This window comes from Streptomyces sp. NPDC042100 (genome assembly GCF_055582325.1).
Map to the genome: position 1 here is coordinate 70,228 of NZ_JBVJDK010000013.1, position 16,838 is coordinate 87,065.

Annotated in this window: 18 protein-coding genes; 11 read left to right on the top strand and 7 right to left on the bottom strand. The window is 73.5% G+C overall.

The annotated features are described in order from the left end of the window. Window positions 1-119 precede the first annotated feature (119 nt). The 5 genes from sigE (at window position 120) to ACZ6J5_RS27260 (ending at window position 4,804) form a co-directional block, all read left to right on the top strand. Window positions 120-878: an RNA polymerase sigma factor SigE gene (sigE, locus tag ACZ6J5_RS27240; RefSeq protein WP_362474447.1), complete on the top strand. Its 759-nt coding sequence runs from the start codon at window positions 120-122 to the stop codon at window positions 876-878. Then, window positions 875-1,594 (top strand): anti-sigma factor family protein, encoded by a 720-nt coding sequence (locus ACZ6J5_RS27245; protein ID WP_469395826.1) that lies wholly within the window; start codon window positions 875-877, stop codon window positions 1,592-1,594. The genes sigE and ACZ6J5_RS27245 overlap by 4 nt, the downstream gene beginning before the upstream one ends. Before the next feature lie 82 nt (window positions 1,595-1,676). After that, window positions 1,677-3,587, top strand: coding sequence for a S1C family serine protease (locus ACZ6J5_RS27250; protein ID WP_469395828.1), 1,911 nt, complete (start codon window positions 1,677-1,679; stop codon window positions 3,585-3,587). A 91-nt stretch (window positions 3,588-3,678) separates the two neighbouring features. Beyond that, a complete protein-coding gene (locus tag ACZ6J5_RS27255) occupies window positions 3,679-4,125 on the top strand; it encodes a sec-independent translocase (RefSeq protein WP_469395829.1) in 447 nt (148 codons plus the stop codon). Window positions 4,126-4,201: 76 nt separating this feature from the next. After that, window positions 4,202-4,804, top strand: coding sequence for a hypothetical protein (locus ACZ6J5_RS27260; protein WP_469396078.1), 603 nt, complete (start codon window positions 4,202-4,204; stop codon window positions 4,802-4,804). A gap of 64 nt (window positions 4,805-4,868) precedes the next feature. On the opposite strand, the gene ACZ6J5_RS27265 is transcribed toward ACZ6J5_RS27260, so the two are convergent. Genes ACZ6J5_RS27265 through ACZ6J5_RS27275 form a run of 3 tightly spaced genes read right to left on the bottom strand, consistent with a single transcriptional unit; the run spans window position 4,869 to window position 7,891 of the window. Beyond that, window positions 4,869-6,002: an Mrp/NBP35 family ATP-binding protein gene (locus ACZ6J5_RS27265; protein WP_469395831.1), complete on the bottom strand. Its 1,134-nt coding sequence runs from the start codon at window positions 6,000-6,002 to the stop codon at window positions 4,869-4,871. 43 nt (window positions 6,003-6,045) lie between these two features. Next, window positions 6,046-6,618, bottom strand: coding sequence for a DUF1003 domain-containing protein (locus ACZ6J5_RS27270; RefSeq protein ID WP_469395833.1), 573 nt, complete (start codon window positions 6,616-6,618; stop codon window positions 6,046-6,048). After that, a complete protein-coding gene (locus ACZ6J5_RS27275) occupies window positions 6,611-7,891 on the bottom strand; it encodes a magnesium transporter MgtE N-terminal domain-containing protein (protein WP_469395835.1) in 1,281 nt (426 codons plus the stop codon). The genes ACZ6J5_RS27270 and ACZ6J5_RS27275 overlap by 8 nt, the downstream gene beginning before the upstream one ends. 212 nt (window positions 7,892-8,103) lie before the next feature. Between ACZ6J5_RS27275 and ACZ6J5_RS27280 the strand changes: the two genes are divergently transcribed. Next, entirely contained in the window at window positions 8,104-8,862 is a 759-nt protein-coding gene (locus tag ACZ6J5_RS27280; protein ID WP_469395837.1) for a hypothetical protein, read from the top strand. A 1-nt stretch (window position 8,863) separates the two neighbouring features. Here the strand turns inward: ACZ6J5_RS27280 and ACZ6J5_RS27285 are convergent, their stop codons facing one another. Continuing rightward, a complete protein-coding gene (locus ACZ6J5_RS27285; RefSeq protein ID WP_469395839.1) occupies window positions 8,864-9,379 on the bottom strand; it encodes a hypothetical protein in 516 nt (171 codons plus the stop codon). A gap of 29 nt (window positions 9,380-9,408) precedes the next feature. After that, entirely contained in the window at window positions 9,409-10,542 is a 1,134-nt protein-coding gene (locus ACZ6J5_RS27290; protein WP_469395840.1) for a magnesium and cobalt transport protein CorA, read from the bottom strand. A 417-nt stretch (window positions 10,543-10,959) separates the two neighbouring features. On the opposite strand from ACZ6J5_RS27290, the gene ACZ6J5_RS27295 reads away from it, so the two are divergent. The 4 genes from ACZ6J5_RS27295 to ACZ6J5_RS27310 all read left to right on the top strand — a co-directional run bounded on the left by ACZ6J5_RS27295 (window position 10,960) and on the right by ACZ6J5_RS27310 (window position 14,367). Continuing rightward, window positions 10,960-11,550, top strand: a complete 591-nt coding sequence (locus ACZ6J5_RS27295; RefSeq protein WP_469395842.1) for a suppressor of fused domain protein — start codon at window positions 10,960-10,962, stop codon at window positions 11,548-11,550. Between the two features lie 164 nt (window positions 11,551-11,714). Next, window positions 11,715-12,353, top strand: coding sequence for a DUF6758 family protein (locus ACZ6J5_RS27300; protein WP_469395844.1), 639 nt, complete (start codon window positions 11,715-11,717; stop codon window positions 12,351-12,353). 256 nt (window positions 12,354-12,609) lie between these two features. Beyond that, complete coding sequence (locus ACZ6J5_RS27305) at window positions 12,610-13,473, top strand: PHP domain-containing protein (protein WP_469395846.1); 864 nt, start codon at window positions 12,610-12,612, stop codon at window positions 13,471-13,473. A gap of 288 nt (window positions 13,474-13,761) precedes the next feature. After that, the gene (locus ACZ6J5_RS27310; protein WP_469395848.1) at window positions 13,762-14,367 is read left to right on the top strand and encodes a MarC family protein; all 606 of its coding nucleotides are present in this window, start codon (window positions 13,762-13,764) and stop codon (window positions 14,365-14,367) included. Between the two features lie 109 nt (window positions 14,368-14,476). Here the strand turns inward: ACZ6J5_RS27310 and ACZ6J5_RS27315 are convergent, their stop codons facing one another. Continuing rightward, window positions 14,477-14,629, bottom strand: coding sequence for a hypothetical protein (locus ACZ6J5_RS27315; protein ID WP_469395850.1), 153 nt, complete (start codon window positions 14,627-14,629; stop codon window positions 14,477-14,479). Between the two features lie 108 nt (window positions 14,630-14,737). Here ACZ6J5_RS27315 and ACZ6J5_RS27320 point away from each other — a divergent pair, with 108 nt between their 5' ends. Further along, window positions 14,738-15,664 (top strand): NYN domain-containing protein, encoded by a 927-nt coding sequence (locus ACZ6J5_RS27320; protein WP_469395851.1) that lies wholly within the window; start codon window positions 14,738-14,740, stop codon window positions 15,662-15,664. Here the strand turns inward: ACZ6J5_RS27320 and ACZ6J5_RS27325 are convergent. Next, a complete protein-coding gene (locus tag ACZ6J5_RS27325; protein WP_469395853.1) occupies window positions 15,582-16,535 on the bottom strand; it encodes an alpha/beta fold hydrolase in 954 nt (317 codons plus the stop codon). The two genes, ACZ6J5_RS27320 and ACZ6J5_RS27325, sit on opposite strands and share 83 nt — an antisense overlap. Between the last annotated feature and the right edge of the window lie 303 nt (window positions 16,536-16,838).

Below are 16,838 nucleotides of genomic sequence, written 5' to 3' on the forward strand. Positions count from 1 at the left end.
CGGGAACCCGCAGATGGGACCGCGCGTTCCTACAGACAGGAAGCGAGCGGGGACGGCGGAACGAGCCGGTCCCAAATTCGCGTAAAGATTCTTATCCGGAGCTAACGGGCGAGGTGGTTATGGTAGGGGCTCCACTGGACACCACCAGAGCCGACAGGGGAGGTGCGGCTGCGCCTGTGGATCGGAGAGGGAGGCTGCGCCGCCTTCTCGGATCGGCGGGTGAGCCGAAATCCGTGACCGACACCGCTGACCGTTCCCGCACCGCCGACTCCGCACCCACCACCGCGACCTTCGCATCGGATGCGGAAGCGCAGGCGTGGACTCCGCCCAGCTGGGAGGAGATCGTCAGCACGCACAGCGGCCGCGTCTACCGTCTCGCGTACCGCCTGACGGGCAACCAGCACGACGCCGAGGACCTGACCCAGGAGGTCTTCGTCCGGGTCTTCCGCTCGCTGTCGTCCTACACGCCCGGCACCTTCGAGGGCTGGCTGCACCGCATCACGACCAACCTGTTCCTGGACATGGTCCGCCGCAAGCAGCGCATCCGCTTCGACGCGCTCGCCGACGACGCCGCCGAGCGGCTGCCCAGCCGCGAGCCGTCCCCGCAGCAGGCGTTCAACGACACCCACTTCGACGCCGACGTGCAGCAGGCCCTGGACACCCTGGCGCCCGAGTTCCGCGCCGCCGTCGTCCTGTGCGACATCGAGGGCCTCTCCTACGAGGAGATCGCCGCGACCCTCGGCGTGAAGCTCGGCACCGTCCGCAGCCGCATCCACCGCGGACGCTCCCACCTGCGCAAGGCGCTCAAGCACCGCTCGCCCGAAGCGCGCGCGGAGCGGGCGCTCGCCACAGTCGGCTGGGAGGGCGGATCGGCGTGAGCGACACCCGTCCGTCACCGTCCCCGGCGGAGCGGCACCTCGCCGGGCAGAAGCTCGCGGACCAGCACCTCGGAGACCGGCTCGCCGCCCTCGTCGACGGCGAGCTCGGCCACGACGCCAGGGAGCGGGTCCTCGCCCATCTGGCCACCTGCCCCAAGTGCAAGGCCGAGGCGGACGCGCAGCGCAGCCTGAAGAGCGTCTTCGCCGCCAGCGCGCCCCCGCCGCCCTCGGAAGGGCTGCTGGCGCGGCTCCAGGGGCTGCCGGGGGGACCCGATGACCAGGGGGGACCTTTCGACGACCTGATGCGGGGCGGCGGGCTGCGGTCCGACGGCTTCGCGACGGCCGCGCCGGTCACCCCGTACTCCGGCTTCCGGATCCACGAGGTCGGCGAGCGCGCCCCGGGGCGGGGCCGCCGGTTCGCCTTCGTGGCGGCCAGCGCGGTCTCCTTCGCCGCGATCGCGCTCGGCGGCACGCTGCCGCTCGACACCCCGCGCGGCCAGGGCACCGGAAGCAACGTCACCCCGCTGCGGGCCCCGGCGACCTTCGCCTCGGGCTCCCGCCGCGAGGCGCCCCAGGAGGAGGCGGCCCCCACCGTGCTGCCGGCCCGCCTGGAACTGTCCCCGTTCATACGCCCGGCGGCCCCCGCGCTCCGGCTCTCCTACGCACCCGGATCGGCTCCCACGGCCAGTCCCGCCCCCAGCCCCTCCCCCCGCTGACGGGTGACCTGGTTGAATCCAGGGGCAGGGGCGCGCCCGGCTAACCGGTGGGCGCGGACAGGTCATCTGGTGCGGGGAGAGCATGAAGAACGGGAAGCCGACCTGGTGGAGCCGTCCGTCGACGACACCCATCCCGCCGCCTGAACACCCCCCGGCCGCGTCCCCGGACGCGGCGGGGGACGCGGACTTCACCCTCGCGGCCCCGGCCGCCGTCCCGGCCCAGGCCCCGGAACCCGGCTCGCCCCAGGCGCAGGCCGCCGTCCCGGCCCAGGCGCCCGAGCCTGCCGCGCCCCCGGAGCGGCCCCCCGTCCCGGAGCAGGGCCCGGCCCCGGCACCCGAATCCACCGACCCCCGCCGGCCCGACACGGCCCCGGCCCCGGAGCCGGCCGCCGCGGAACCGCACGCGGCCCGGCCGCACGCCGCCGCCGAGCCGTCGGCCGCCCAGCACCACGCCGCCGCCGAGCACGGCGCCCCGGCGCAGTCGCCCGCCGAGCCCGTCGCCGCCGCAGGCCCGGCCCCGGAGCGGACCGCGGCCGAGCCGCACGCCGCCCCCGAGCCGCACGCCGCCGCCCCGGCCGAGGCCCCGGCCCCGGCCGCCGCCCCGGTCCCGGCCCCGACCCCGGCCGAGGCCGCCGCCCCGGCCCCCGCAGGAGCAGCGCCCGCCCCCGTACCCCAGCCGTCGGCGCAGCCGCCCGGCCGGCCGGCCCTGCACGCGCCGGACCCCTACCGGACGCCGCCCTACGGGGAGCCGGGCCCGTGGGCGCCCGCGCCGCCCGTGCAGCGGCCGCTCGCCGTCGCGCCCGCCTACGACCCGTGGGCGGCCACCGCTCCGCTCGCCGCCGGGCCCGTCGTCGCCCCGTTCGTACCGGCCAAGCCGAAGAAGCCGAGACGCGGCCTCGCCCTCGCCGGCGCCCTCGTCTTCGCGCTGGTCACCGGCGTCATCGGCGGCGGCGTCGGCGCGTACATCGAGCGCAACGGCGGGCTCACCACCGTCGAACTGCCCCAGGCGGGCGCCGACTCCTCGGGCCGCGCCCCCGACAGCGTCGCCGGGATCGCCGCCGGGGCGCTCCCCGGCGTGGTCACCATCCACGTCAGCGGCGGCGGCTCCTCCGGCACCGGCACCGGCTTCGTCCTCGACACCCGCGGCAACATCCTCACCAACAACCACGTCGTCGACGCCGCCGCCTCCTCCGGCGAGATCTCCGTGACCTTCAGCAACGGCGAGTCGGCCCGCGCCAAGCTCATCGGCCGCGACACCGGCTACGACCTGGCCGTGATCCGGGTCTCCGGCGTCTCGGGGCTCAAGCCGCTGCCGCTGGGCAACTCCGACACCGTCCGCGTCGGCGACCCGGTCGTCGCCATCGGCGCCCCCTTCGACCTCTCCAACACGGTCACCTCCGGCATCATCAGCGCCAAGGAGCGCCCGATCACCGCGGGCGGCGAGAAGGGCGACGGCACCGACATCAGCTACGTCGACGCCCTCCAGACCGACGCCCCCATCAACCCCGGCAACTCCGGCGGCCCGCTGCTCGACGCCAAGGGCCGGGTCATCGGCATCAACAGCGCCATCCGCGCCGCCAGCGGCGGCTCGGGCGACAGCGGCGGCGGCCAGGCCGGCTCCATCGGCCTCGGCTTCGCCATCCCGGTCAACCAGGGCAAGCGGGTCGCCGAGGAGCTCATCAACACCGGCAAGGCCACCCACCCGGTCATCGGCGTCAGCCTCGACATGCAGTACGAGGGCGACGGCGCCCGGGTCGGCGCCAAGGGCAAGGACGGCACCTCGTCCGTCACCCCCGACGGCCCCGCCGCCCGCGCCGGGATCAAGCCCGGCGACGTCATCACCAAGGTCGACGGGCAGCGCGTGCACAGCGGCGAGGAGCTCATCGTGAAGATCCGCGCCCACCGTCCCGGCGACCGTCTGAAGCTCACGCTGACCCGCAACGGCAAAGAGCAGACAAAGACCTTGACGCTCGGCTCCTCCGCGGGCGCATAGACGCCATGCGGAGGACACCTCGAGGTACCCGCCGGGTAGTGTCGGCGAGTACCGTGGACCGGGCCCGGGACCGGCGTGAAGGAGCTACAGAGTGTTCAGCGACATAGGCGCGCTCGAGCTGGTGACGCTCGTGGTGCTCGCCGTGCTCATCTTCGGCCCCGACAAGCTGCCGAAGATGATCCAGGACGTCTCCCGCTTCATCCGCAAGATCCGGGAGTTCTCGGACAGCGCCAAGGCGGACATCCGCAGCGAGCTCGGGCCCGAGTTCAAGGACTTCGAGTTCGAGGACCTCAACCCGAAGAACTTCATCCGCAAGCAGCTCGCGGAGAACGAGGACTTCAAGGAGCTCAACGAGCTCCGCTCCAGCTTCGACCTGAAGAAGGAGATGAACGAGGTCGCCGACGCCGTGCACGGACGCGAGACCGCGCCCGCCACGCCCACGGCCGTCAACGGATCCGCCGGCACGCCGGACCTCCTCAAGAAGCAGGACAAGCCGCCCGCCGGCGAGCGCCCGCCGTACGACTCCGACGCCACCTGACGACGGCCCGTCACCGTCCCGTGGCGGCGCGGTGGCTATCCTCCCTCTGTTGAAGCGTGACGAGGAGGCGGCCGAGATGAAGACGACGAGTCGGGTGGAAGCCGAGGGCTTTCCGCGCGCGCCCTTCGCCTGGTACGGGCTCGACGAGGCGTTCACCGGCCCGCGCCGGCTGATGCAGATCGGTACGGCGGCGGACGGCACCGTCCAGTACGGCTCGATGGGCCACGGCGACGAGCCGACCATAAAGACCGAGGCCGCGGGCGCCGAGAAGGAGCGCTTCGCCGTCGTCGTGACCGTCGCCGCGAACCCGGTGCGCCGCACCGGCGACGGCACCGGCGTCCTGGAGGCCACCACGGTCTCCTCCGCCGCCTGGCTGGCCGGCTCGGGGCTGCTCGCCCACACCTGGCCCGCCAACCTCGACCACATCCGCCGCGACCACTGGCTCGACCAGCAGACGGAGACGGCCTTCGAGCTCGCCGACGACCTGGAGGGCCCGGCCTGGTCGACGCTCTCGCTGCCGGTCGACGGGGTCCCGGTGCCCTTCCACTACCGCGAGTCCGAGTTCGGCTGGGTGCTGGCCGGCTCGGCGACCGGCGTGCACGTCGGCGCGTACGGGCGGGGGATGAGCGCGTACGGCCTCGGCTTCGCCGCCGTGAAGGACCTGGGCCTCTACGCCTGACCGGCGCCCCGCCGCCGGGTACGCGAAAGGGCGCCCCGCGGGGCGCCCTCCGCTCGTACGCGGCTCAGAACTTGTTGCGCGGGGTGATCCCCAGGCTCATGCCCGACAGGCCGCGCTGACGCCCGCCCAGCTTGCCCGCGATGGCGCGCAGGGCCGCGCCCGCCGGGGAGTCCGGGTCGGAGAGCACGACCGGCCGGCCGTCGTCGCCGCCCTCGCGCAGCCGCACGTCGATCGGGATGGAGCCGAGCACCGGGACGGTCGCGCCGGTGGTCTGGGTCAGCCCGTCGGCGACCTTCTGGCCGCCGCCGGTGCCGAACACGTCGACCATCTCGTCGCAGTGCGGACACGGCAGGCCCGCCATGTTCTCCACGACGCCGACGATCTTCTGGTGGGTCTGCACCGCGATCGAACCGGCCCGCTCGGCGACCTCCGCCGCCGCCTGCTGCGGCGTGGTGACGACCAGGATCTCCGCGTTCGGCACCAGCTGCGCGACGGAGATCGCGATGTCGCCGGTGCCCGGCGGCAGGTCGAGCAGCAGGACGTCCAGGTCGCCCCAGTACACGTCCGCGAGGAACTGCTGGAGCGCGCGGTGCAGCATCGGGCCGCGCCACACGACCGGGGCGTTGCCCGGGGTGAACATGCCGATCGAGATGACCTTCACGCCGTGCGCCGACGGCGGCATGATCATGTTCTCGACCTGGGTCGGCAGCCCGTCCGCGCCGAGCATCCGAGGCACGCTGTGGCCGTAGATGTCGGCGTCCACGACACCGACCTTCAGCCCGTCGGCCGCCATCGCCGCCGCCAGGTTGACCGTCACGGAGGACTTGCCGACGCCGCCCTTGCCGGACGCGACCGCGTACACCCGGGTCAGCGAGCCCGGCTTGGCGAACGGGACCTCGCGCTCGGCGGTGGTGCCGCGCAGCGCGGTGGCCAGCTCCTTGCGCTGCTCGTCGCTCATCACGTCCAGGGTGACGTCGACGCCCGAGACGCCCTCGACACCGGAGACGGCGTCCGTCACGCGCTGGGTGATGGTGTCGCGCATCGGGCAGCCGGAGACCGTGAGATAGACCGTGACGGCGACCCTGCCGTCGGATCCGATCTCCACCGACTTCACCATGCCGAGCTCGGTGATCGGTTTGTTGATCTCGGGGTCGTTCACCGTCGCCAGTGCCTCGCGCACCGCGTCTTCCGTAGCCATAGGGAGATGGTACGGCGACGACCACCGGCATATGAAAGACCTGTCAACGGTCGGGTACGTCACTCCCGCGCCCGCCCTCCGGCGGGAAGAGGCCGTCGCGCTCGCCGCGCCGCTCCTCCAGCTCCTTGAGCAGGTCCTGGAGCTCCGAACGCATCCAGTCGCGGGTCGCCACCTCGCCCAGGCCCATCCGCAGCGCCGCGATCTCCCGGGTCAGGTACTCGGTGTCCGCGATCGACCGCTCGTTCTGCTTGCGGTCCTGTTCGTGGTTGACCCGGTCCCGGTCGTCCTGCCGGTTCTGCGCGAGCAGGATCAGCGGCGCCGCGTACGAGGCCTGGAGCGACAGCATCAGGGTCAGGAAGATGAACGGGTACGTGTCGAAGCGCAGCGGCTCGGGCACCGACACGTTCCACACCACCCAGGCGACGATGATCACCGTCATCCAGACGATGAACCGCCCCGTCCCCAGGAAGCGCGCGATCCGCTCCGACAGGCGCCCGAAGGCCTCCGGGTCGTACTCGGGCAGGAACCGGGGCCGCCGCACCCTCGGCTGGTCGAGCCGGATCCGGGGCAGCGGACGCTCCCGCTCCCGCTCGCGCTCCTGTGTGCGCTCAGCCACGGTGCAGCCCCTCCTCGTGGAACTCGGTCTCCCGCCAGTCGTCCGGCAGCAGGTGGTCGAGCACGTCGTCGACCGTCACCGCCCCGAGCAGCGAACCGCTCTCGTCCACCACCGCCGCCGCCACCAGGTTGTACGCGGCGAAATAGCTGGTGACGGCCGGCAGCGGGGTGTCCGGGCCGAGCGGCGGCAGATCACTGTCCACCAGCGAGCTGACCAGCGTGAACGGCGGGTCCCGCAGCAGCCGCTGGAAGTGCACCGTGCCCAGGTACTTGCCCGTCGGCGTCTCGTCCGGCGGCCGGCACACGTACACCTGCGCCGCCAGCGCCGGCGACAGGTCCTGCTGCCGCACCCGGGCCAGCGCGTCCGCGACCGTGGCGTCCGGGCGCAGCACGATCGGCTCCGTCGTCATCAGACCGCCCGCGGTCCGCTCCTCGTACGCCATGAGGCGGCGCACGTCCGCCGCGTCGTCCGGCTGCATCAGCGTCAGCAGCCGCTCCTTGTCCTCCTCCGGCAGCTCCGAGAGCAGGTCGGCCGCGTCGTCCGGGTCCATCGCCTCCAGGACGTCGGCGGCCCGCTCCTCCTTCAGCTTGCCGAGGATCTCGATCTGGTCGTCCTCCGGCAGCTCCTCCAGGACGTCGGCGAGCCGGTCGTCGTCGAGGGCCGCGGCGACCTCCGCGCGGCGCTTCGGCGTCAGATGGTGCAGCGCGTTGGCGAGGTCGGCGGGGCGCAGCTTCTCGAAGGTCGCCACCAGGTTCTCGGCGCCCTGCCCGTGCTCCTCCAGCGAGAAGCCGGTCACCGCGGACCACTCCACCGTCAGCGTCTCGCCCTTGCGGCGCAGCGCCCCGCCCTTGCCGCGCCGCACGAAGACCTTGTCGATCTCCCAGTCGCGGCGGGCCGGCAGCTGCTGGATGGCCACGTCGAGGACGGTGACCTCCTCGCCCTCCTCGCCGCCGGGACCGACCAGCCGCACCCGCCGGTCCAGCAGTTCGCCGAGGACCAGCCGCTCGGTCGGGCGCTGTTCGAAGCGGCGCATGTTGACGACGCCGGTCGTGATCACCTGGCCGGATTCGACCCCGGTGATCCGGGTCATCGGCACGAACACCCGGCGCCGGGACAGCACCTCCACGACCATGCCGAGCAGCCTCGGCGGGCGCCGGCCCACCCGCAGCATCGCGACCAGGTCGCTGACCCGGCCGACCTGGTCGCCCACGGGGTCGAAGACGGGGACGCCGGCGAGGTGCGAGACGAAGATCCGGGGGGCGCCTGCCGCCATGCCACGCGCCTCCTGGGTGCCGCACGATTCGGGTCATTTCCAGCTTTGCCTGGTTCAGGCTAGCCGGTGCCGTCGCGGGCCGCTGCGGGGGAGCGCCCGTCCGGCTGCCCGCTGGCCCGCCGCCCGGCCCGGGTACGCTGCGGACTGCCGTCCCCCACCGGCACCCGGTGCCCAGGCGCCCGTACCCCCCACCGACCCGAGAGGCAGCCCCGGTGACCGCTTCCCGCCCGTTCTCGCGGATCCGCAGGGCCGCCCTGCCGCTGGCGCTCTGCGCGGGCCTCGCGGCCCCGCTGGCCGCCTGCGCCGCCGACCCGGACGAGGGCACCAACGGCGTCGGCAGGCTGTCCGCGACCGCCATCGAGGAGAAGGCCAGGTCGGCCGCCGACGGCGCCAAGGCGGTGCGCCTCGCGGGCACCCTGGTCAGCAAGGGCGGCACGTACAAGCTGAACATGCGGCTCAAGCAGGACGGCGCCAGCGGCTCCGTGACGACGAAGAGCAGCACCTTCGAGCTGCTGCGGGTCGGCGACGCCCTCTACATGAAGGCCGACGCCGGCTTCTGGGCGCACGAGGACGCCTCCACCGAGGCGCCCTCGGACGCCGGCTCCGAGGCGGCCGACAAGCTCGACGACATGTACGTGAAGGTGCCGCAGGACGACCCGGCGTACAAGCAGTTGCGCGGCTTCACCGACATGGACCTGCTGCTCGACGGGCTGATCGGGCTGCACGGGGAGGTCGTGAAGGGCGACCGGGACAAGATCGGCGGCCTTCGCACGGTCGGCGTCAAGGGCGGCGAGAACGCCGAGGGCGGCACGCTCGACGTGTCCCTGGAGGGCACCCCGTTCCCGCTGCGCTTCGCGCGCGGCGGCGGCGCCGGTGTGGTGATGCTCTCCGAGTGGGACAAGGACTTCCCGCTCACCGCGCCCTCGCAGAGCCAGACCCTGGACTACGGCAAGCAGCTGCCGCGCACGTAGCTCAGCCCTCGCGCCCGCGGCGCTTCAGGAGCAGCTTCGGCAGGGCGGCCGGGACCGGGTGGCGGGTGAGCGCCGGGGACGGCAGGGGTACGGCGGCCAGCGCGCCGTCCGGCAGCTCGGTGGTCGAGGAGCGGGGCTCCAGGCGCACCACCCGGCACTCGCGCGCCCAGCGCTCGGGCATCGCCTCGCCGTCGCGCGCGTTGAGCCGCTTGCCCTTGAGCTCGGCGACCGAGGTCTCCCACTCCTCGCCGCGCGGGGCGAGCTCGCGGACGGCGGCGGTCCAGGCGACGATCCGGCCGCCCTTGTCCTTGCTGCGGACGGTGACCTCGGCCGTGCCGCCGTCCGTCAGGCCGGGCAGCGGCTGCTCGCCGGGGCCGTCGCCGACGACGAGCGCGGCGCCGTCGAGCCAGACGTGCCAGAGCGCGCGGGCGGCCGGGGCGTCGCCCCGTACCCAGATGAGGCCGGACTTCTTGGTGGCCTCCTCGACGAGGGCGGACCGGAGCAGCGCGTCTGTCATGCCCAGCAGCCTATCGAGCGCGCCGGGCCCTAGAGCCAGCCGTTGCGCTTGAGGGTGCGGTGGATGGTGAAGCAGATGGCGGCGATGCCGACGAGCACCATCGGGTAGCCGTACTTCCAGTGCAGCTCCGGCATGTGGTCGAAGTTCATGCCGTACACGCCGCAGACCGCCGTCGGGACGGCGACGATCGCCGCCCAGGAGGTGATCTTGCGCATGTCCTCGTTCTGGGCGACGGTCGCCTGCGCCAGGTTGGCCTGGAGGATCGAGTTGAGCAGCTCGTCGAAGCCGACGACCTGCTCCTGGACCCGGGCGAGGTGGTCGGCGACGTCCCGGAAGTACTTCTGGATGTCGGGGTCGACCAGCCGCATCGGGCGCTCGCTCAGCAGCTGCATCGGGCGCAGCAGCGGCGTGACGGCCCGCTTGAACTCCAGGACCTCGCGCTTGAGCTGGTAGATCCGGCCGGTGTCGGTCCCTCGGGTGGAGCCCTTGGCGGGCGGCGAGAAGACGTCGATCTCGATCTGGTCGATGTCGAGTTCGACGGCGTCGGCGACCGCGATGTAGCCGTCGACGACGTGGTCGGCGATGGCGTGCAGCACGGCCGAGGGGCCCTTGGCGAGCAGCTCCGGCTCGCCCTGGAGGCGGTGGCGGAGGTTGCGCAGCGAGCCCTGGCCGCCGTGCCGGACGGTGATGACGAAGTCGGGGCCGGTGAAGCACATCAGCTCGCCGGACTCGACGACCTCGCTGGTCGCGGTGAGTTCGGCGTGCTCGACGTAGTGGATGGTCTTGAAGACGGTGAAGAGGGTGTCGTCGTACCGCTCCAGCTTGGGCCGCTGGTGGGCGTGGACGGCGTCCTCGACGGCGAGCGGGTGCAGCCCGAACTCGGCGGCGATGCCCGCGAATTCGGCCTCGGTCGGCTCGTGCAGCCCGATCCAGGCGAAGCCGCCGCCGTCCCGGACCTGGCGCATCGCGCCGCGCGGGGTCAGGCAGGCGCTGTCGTCCACCCGGCGCCCGTCGCGGTAGACGGCGCAGTCGACGACGGCGGTGGCGGCCGTGGGGTCGCGGGTGGCGTCGTAGTTGGCGTACGGGGAGGCGGTGCTGGGCTTGCGCAGGGGGTGCCGCAGGGAGGGGCGGACGGCGGCACGCAGGTCGCGGATCATCGACATGGGCATACTCCTCTTCACGGAGAGGCCGCCGGCGAGCATGGCGCAGCCCGGAATGGGGACGTGGTGGTACGTCGTCCACAAAGCGGGCGGCACCGAGGGGTCGCGGTGACGGCGTTCGCTACAGACAGCCGGCGAGAGATGTGCTCTTCCGTCGAGCGAGATGCCGGAGAGGAGGGGCCCTGACGGGGCCCGCGTCACCGGAGGGACGAACGCACCGGGCTGGGGTGCGGGGCGGAAGAGCGGTTGGTACTGCCCGACCGACTTCGGTCCATCGCAGTCCCACCTCCTCCGGCCGGTCCCTCGTGAGGGATGACGTGTGACGAGCAGTCGGGTATCCCGACCAGTGGCCAAGACTATCAGCCGACTGAGGGTCAATCCCTTACTTTGCCCGTTCCATACGCGCTTTATGCTCGCCGCATGGAAGAAATTCTCGCCCTGGTCGAGGCCCGGCTGCGCACGGCCCTCGGCGAGCCGGACGCGCGCGCCGCGGTGACCTTCCTCGGCACCGACCGCATCGAGGTCCTCCGCTTCGTCGACCCGGAAGCGGGGCTCGTGCGCTACGCGACCCTCGGCATGGCGGCCCGGCCGATGGCCGACCCGACCGCCGTGCTCGCGGACCCGGTGAAGGGCCCGCGCGCCGAACTGGTCCTCTCGGTGCGGGCCGGTCTCGCCGACACCGACAAGCTGCTGCGCCCGCTCGCGGTGCTGGCCGCCACCCCGCAGGTCGAGGGCGTGGTCGTGGCCCCCGGCGCCTCGCTCGACCTGGGCGAGCCGCTGTGGCCGGGCGCCCCCTTCGGCTCGGTCCTGGTCGCCGAACCGGGCGGCCTGGTCGAGGACCTGGAGCTGGACGCGCCGCTGGACCCGGTCCGCTTCCTGCCGCTGCTGCCGATGACCGCGAACGAGGCGGCGTGGAAGCGGGTGCACGGGGCGCAGGCGCTGGAGGAGCGCTGGCTGGCCCGGGGGACCGACCTGCGCGATCCGCTGCGGGTGTCGGTGGCGCTGGACTAGGGCCCGCCGTCGCGAGGCGGGCGGGAGCGTGACGACGGGTCCCAGGGTCTGTCGTGTCCCAAGCGCCGTGTCCGTCCGGCCGGGGGTGAACGCTCCGGTCCGGACGGGTGATCGTCGGTGATCGTCCTTGACGCGGGGCCCGGCTGGTAGGACCGTTGAGCCCTATGAGGGGCGAACCCAGTTGCCCGAAGTGCGGTGGCCGGGTCAGGGCGCCCGGTCTCTTCGCCGACTCCTGGCAGTGCGACGCGCACGGCTCGGTGCACCCGTTGCAGCCCGTGATCCCGCCCAGCGTCGAGGCCCTCGGTGTCGTCGTGCACCGGGCCCACGTGCCGGTCTGGATGCCGTGGCCCCTGCCCGTCGGCTGGCTGTTCACCGGCGTCGCGTACGCCGGTGACGACCGCAGCGGCGGACGCGCGACCGCTGTCGCCTGCTCCGGACCCGGCCCGCTCGGCGGGATCGGCGAGCTGCTGCTCGTCGCCGAGGAGCTCGGCGTCGGGCTCGGCGCGCGGTACGCGGGCATCGACGGACCGGACCCCGGCCCCGGGATGGCGATCGACAAGCCGCCCCAGGTCAAGGTGCTCGCCGCCGGCCGGCCCACCCCGCTCTGGCACGTCAGCGGCGCCCCCTCGGACCGCGCGGTCTTCGCGGGCGAGGCGCGCGGGCTGTGGCTGTGGGCCATCGTCTGGCCCGAGCAGTCGGGGCTGCTGATGTACGACGAGCTGGTCCTGACCGATCTGCGGGACGCCGGCTCGGAGGTGGAGCTGCTGCCCTGCGGCGCCCTGACACCCCGGCTGCTCAGCTAGGACCGGCCCGGAGGCGCGGCGAGGCCGGAGGCGCGGCGGGTCCTGAGGCGGTCCGGAGGCGCGGCGGGTCCTGAGGCGGTCCGGAGGTGCGGCGGGTCCTGAGGCGTGGCGAGGCCGTCGCGTCCCCTGCGCGAGCCCGCCCGCGACCCCCTCGCGTAAGGGGCGACGGCTTTCCCGACTCCGTACGGAATTGTTCGAATCGCCCGCTATCCTTGAGCGTCCGCTCCGTCCGCCCGAATCCCTGGAGTCACGCGTCGTGCGCATCGATCTGCACACCCACTCCACGGCGTCCGACGGCACGGACTCCCCGGCCGAGCTCGTGCGCAACGCCGCCGCCGCCGGCCTGGACGTGGTCGCGCTGACCGACCACGACACCACGCGCGGACACGCGGAGGCGATCGCGGCCCTGCCCGAGGGCCTGACCCTCGTCACCGGCGCCGAGCTGTCCTGCCGCCTCGACGGCGTCAGCCTCCACATGCTCGCCTACCTCTTCGACCCCGACGAGCCCGCCTTCGCCGCCGAGCGCGAGCTGGTGCGCGACGACCGGGTGCCGCGCGCGCGGGCCATGGTCGGCAAGCTCCGGGAGCTCGGCGTCCCGGTCACCTGGGAGCAGGTCGCCCGGATCGCGGGCGACGGCTCCGTGGGCCGCCCGCACATCGCCGAGGCGCTGGTCGAGCTGGGTGTCGTGCCCGATGTCTCCGGTGCCTTCACCTCCGACTGGCTGGCCGACGGCGGCCGGGCCCACGTCGACAAGCACGAGCTGGACCCGATCGAGGCGATACGCCTGGTCAAGGCGGCCGGCGGGGTCACCGTCTTCGCCCACCCGCTCGCGGTCAAGCGCGGCGAGTGCGTGCCGGAGTCCGCGATCGCGCGGCTCACCGAGGCCGGCCTGGACGGCATCGAGGTCGACCACATGGACCACGACCTGCCCACCCGGGCGCGGCTGCGCGGTCTGGCGGGCGAGCTCGGGCTGCTGACCACCGGCTCCAGCGACTACCACGGCAGCCGCAAGACCTGCGGTCTCGGCGACTGCACGACCGACCCCGAGATCTACGGCGAGATCACCCGCCGCGCCACCGGAGCCTTCCCGGTCCCGGGCGCGGGCGGACCCGCCGCCTAGGGCCTGTCCGGCCCTAGGGCCCGTCCGGCCCCCGGCGAGCCCCGGCCGCCGACTCGGACCGCACGGGTCCCGGCCTCACGGGCCCGGGTCTCCCCGGCACCGGATCCCGGGACTCCCGGCCCGGCCCCGCCGCTCCCCGCCCGGCCGTTCGCGGCCGGGGTGCGGCGCGGCGTGGCGGCCCGCCACCCTGCTCGGGGCCCCGGCCCCGTACGGCATCTTCCTGCCCTGTCACCGGAACCTTCAGTTCCGGATGTTCTTGTACGCCCCTTTCCCGCAAGGCCCATCACCGTGTTCGACGTCGCCGTCTTCGGCTCGCTCTTCCTCACCCTCTTCGTGATCATGGATCCCCCCGGGATCACGCCGATCTTCCTCGCGCTCACCTCCGGCCGCGCCGCCAAGGTGCAGCGCCGGATGGCCTGGCAGGCGGTGGCCGTCGCCTTCGGCGTCATCACCGTCTTCGGCATCCTCGGCCAGCAGATCCTGGCCTACCTGCACGTCTCCGTCCCCGCGCTGATGATCGCGGGCGGTCTGCTCCTGCTGCTGATCGCGCTCGACCTGCTCACCGGAAAGACCGACGAGCCCAAGCAGACCAAGGACGTCAACGTCGCGCTCGTACCCCTGGGGATGCCGCTGCTCGCCGGGCCCGGCGCCATCGTGTCGGTCATCCTCGCCGTGCAGCACGCCGACACCGTGGCCTCCCAGGTCTCCGTCTGGGCCGCCATCGCCGCCATGCACGTCGTGCTCTGGCTGACCATGCGCTACTCGCTGCTGATCATCCGGGTCATCAAGGACGGCGGCGTGGTCCTGGTGACCCGGCTCGCCGGCATGATGCTCTCGGCCATCGCCGTGCAGCAGATCATCAACGGCGTCACCCAGGTCATCCGGGGCGCCTGACCCGTACCCCGGCCGGGTGCCTCACCGGCCCCGGACACCACTGCGCCCCCGTACGGATTCCGCTCAGCGGAGTCCATGCGGGGGCGCGGTGCGCGGTGCGTCCTGTGCGTTACGAGGCCGAGGTCTCGGCCGGGCGGATCCAGATGCGCTGGCCGACAGCCGCGGCCTGCTGCACGATCCGGTTGACGGAGGAGGCGTCCACGACGGTCCGGTCGACGGGCGTACCGTCGTGGTCGTCGAGTCGCAGGATTTCGAAGCGCATGGGCTTCTCCCTTCGTCTGAGGTGTTCCTCCTGGAGGAGAACTGTCTTACGTACCTGTACAACGAGGTGCATCCTGCAAACATTCCCTACGCTAAGGAAATTTTTCGGATGACTAACGACGTGCCGGCGGGGAAGGCCGGGACGGACCGGACGGGGGCCATCGAGGCCCGTCTGGAACACATCGACGACCTCCTCCGGCGGATGCTGGCCGAGGTGGCGAAGACCCCCTCGACCCATGCCATCTTCGTCGACGCCGGTTACGTCTATGCTTCGGCCGGATTGCTGGTGGCGGGCACCGAGGACCGGCGCTCCTTCGACCTGGACGCCGAGGGGCTCATCGAGGCCCTCATCGACACCGCCCGCACGATCTTCGCGGACAGCAGGCTGCTCCGCGTCTACTGGTACGACGGCGCCCGGCGCCGTATCCACACCCCCGAGCAGCAGACCATCGCCGAGCTCCCCGACGTCAAGGTCCGGCTCGGCAACCTCAACGCCAACAACCAGCAGAAGGGCGTCGACTCCCTCATCCGCTCCGACCTGGAGTCCCTAGCCCGGCACCGCGCCATCAGCGACGCCGCCCTCGTCGGCGGCGACGAGGACCTGGTCTCCGCCGTCGAGGCCGCCCAGGGCTACGGCGCCCGCGTCCACCTCTGGGGCATCGAGGCCGCCGAGGGCCGCAACCAGGCCGAGGCACTGCTGTGGGAGGTGGACAGCCAGCGCACCTTCGAGCTCGACTTCTGCCGCCCGTACGTCACCCGCAAGCCGGTCACCATGTACGAGAACGAGAGCGGGCCGCCGCCCTCCCGCGAGGAGGTGCGCTTCATCGGCGCCCAGATCGCCGCCACCTGGTTCGCCGAGCGGGGCCGCGACGAGCTCGCCGAGCTCCTCCCCGGCCACCCCTATCTGCCGGGGCCCGTGGACCAGGAGCTCCTGGTCGTGGCGGAACGGTTGCTCAGCCGCTCGCTGCGGGGCCACGCCGGACTGCGCCGGGCGCTGCGCGACGGCTTCTGGCAGCAGCTCCAGACCCGGTACTGACCGCGTCGAGCCGTCCGGCCCGGTCCCAGAAGGCGGTGAGCCGGTCGGCCAGCTCCTGGGGGTGCGACACGTTGGGGGAGTGGCCCGCGCCCGCCACCACCGTGTGGTGCGCGCCCGTGCGGGCCGCCGCGGCGGCCAGCTCCGGCACCGGCCAGACCGACTCCTCGTCGCCGTACGCCAGGTGCAGCGGCAGCGGCAGCGCGGCCAGCGCCGCCGTGCCGTCCGGGTCCCCGGCCAGCAGCCGGCCCGCGCCCGCGAGCTGCGCGATCCGGGTCCGCATCCAGCGGCGGCGCAGGAAGCCCACGATCTCCGGGGGGTCGGCCGCGCCCGGCTCCTCGCCCCGGCTGTCCAGCCACCGGGTCGCCCGCCACACCCGCTCCTTCGAGAGCACCGCCAGCGCGGCGCGCAGCGCCCGCAGCCGCACCCGCTGGGAGCGCGCGACCCGGCCGGGGCCCGAGGACAGCAGGGTCAGCGAGCGGAACGCCTCCGGCGCCAGTGCGACGGCCGCGCGGGCCACCAGCCCGCCGAACGAGTGGCCCAGCAGGTGCACCGGGCCGTCGCCGAGCGCCGCCGCCTGCGCGACGGCGTCCAGCGCGAGCGCCTTGCGCCGGTACGCGGCCCGGCCGCGCGGGCCCGGGCTCTCGTGCTGGCCCCGCCCGTCCACGGCCACCGCGCGGTAGCCGGCCTCGCTCAGCGGGCCGAGCAGCGCCAGGAAGTCCTCCTTGCTGCCGGTGAAGCCGGGCAGCAGCAGCGCGGTGCCGCGCGGGGCACCGGCGGGGGCCGTGTCGAGGACGGCGAAGGAGCCGCGCGCGGTGACCAGGCGGTAGGCGCGGGTCCGGGGCGGCGGTGCCAGGGAGCGGGGCTTGCTCATACAGGGACTGTAGCCCTCCGCGTCCGGACGACACCGCGGCCCGGCCCCTCACCAGGAGGGACCGGGCCGCGGTGACGTTCCGCTCGACGCGTCGTCGCGCCTTCGCTTCTCTACGTGCCCTTACGTGTTACGCCTCGGGCTCGGCGACGGCCTTCTTGACGGTCCGCTTGCGCGGCGTCTTCGGGGCCTCGGCGGCGGCGTCGACGGCCTCGGCCGCCTTCTTCGTCGTCCGTCGGCGGGTGGGCGTCTTCGGCTCGGAGGCGTCCGGCGCCACGGCCGCGACGGCCTTCTTGACGGTCCGCT